1 protein-coding gene is annotated in these 1259 nt (G+C 51.2%); it reads left to right on the forward strand.

Annotation, left to right across the window (positions count from 1 at the left end; genetic code table 11):
* Nucleotides 1–785 precede the first annotated feature (785 nt).
* Entirely contained in the window at nucleotides 786–914 is a 129-nt protein-coding gene (locus tag ACSZPU_RS25775; RefSeq protein WP_319881884.1) for a hypothetical protein, read from the forward strand.
* Nucleotides 915–1259 lie beyond the last annotated feature (345 nt).

Consider the following 1259-nt stretch of genomic DNA (forward strand, 5'->3'; position numbering starts at 1 on the left):
CTTTCAGAGAGAGCAGCTTAACCCCAGGGTCAAAATTCAGCTGCTGGGGTGGGTCACTATTCCATTGCTGCTAACACAGCTGGAAGAAGCTGGCTTCCTGAAGTATTCGATCGAGAAATCCCGTGGTGATTATGTGCTGGTCATTCTAAACAGAAATAAGAAAATAGCCTGACCACTGTCTGAGTAGCCAGCTCTCAGCTGGCTACCACATACATCCCTTCTTCTCGTGACTCCCGCACAGTTCTGATATCAGGTGGCAATCATCCACCAGCGTTGATAACCGTGGCCGCTGCAGGTCCGGTTTACCCGCCTGCGTTGATATCCGTAGCCGCTGCAGGTCCGGTTTACCCGCCAGCGGTGATAGCCTGAACACAACGTGAACTGTTCTCCCCCACCAGCATTGATCTTGGTGGCCGCTGCAGGACCGGTTTACCTGCCAGCGGTGATAACGTTGAGCAGAAGGTGAGCAATCTGCCCGCCAGCATTGATCACGGTGGCCGCTGCAGGACCGGTCTACCCGCCAGCGGTCATAATGTTGAACAGGAGGTGAGCTATCTGCCCGCCAGCATTGATCTCGGTGGCCGATGCAGGACCGGTCTACCCTTCAGCGGTGATAAGGTTGAACAGGACGCCAGGAATTCGCTCGCCATCATTGATCGCGGGGGGCCGCTGCGGGACCGGTTTACCCACCAGCAGTGATGACTTTACGTTAAGTGCTAAATACAAAGGTGGTACATTTGTGAGCGACCGTTTTATTTGTTCCGATCATTGAGGAGAAACCAGTCATGAAAAGCCTGTTTGTCATCGAAGCCAGGCAGTTGATGGATAGACATGTTCCAGTTGATTATTTTGACGATGAACCCTATGAATGCCATTTCAGCCTCATTCAGTTCACCATCACCTCTCTTACGTAAAAAAAATTCGTACCACCGTTCGTATGCCGGGACATTGATAGATTCTGAAGCTTCAAGCAGACGTGGGATAAAATATACCAACTCGTCAAACGCTTTACTTCCTGGAGGGATATCGGCGCGGCTTAAACTACAGAGGAGGTTTATGGTGCACCTTAAATGATGCCACTGCAGAGACGGTGACGACGGTAATACATTCATGCTTATCGGCAGTTCATGCGGGATCAACGCAAGAAGCTGATTACCGCTGCTGGTGAACGCCCTCTTGATGGTTAGATAGTGTCGTCACAAGATTTTAGCCCAGAGAGCGATGCATCTGATCTGGACGGCAGCGAGAAATGAGGCCGT

Origin of the sequence: Phytobacter sp. V69 (assembly GCF_965644215.1) — a bacterium.
GTDB lineage: Bacteria > Pseudomonadota > Gammaproteobacteria > Enterobacterales > Enterobacteriaceae > Phytobacter.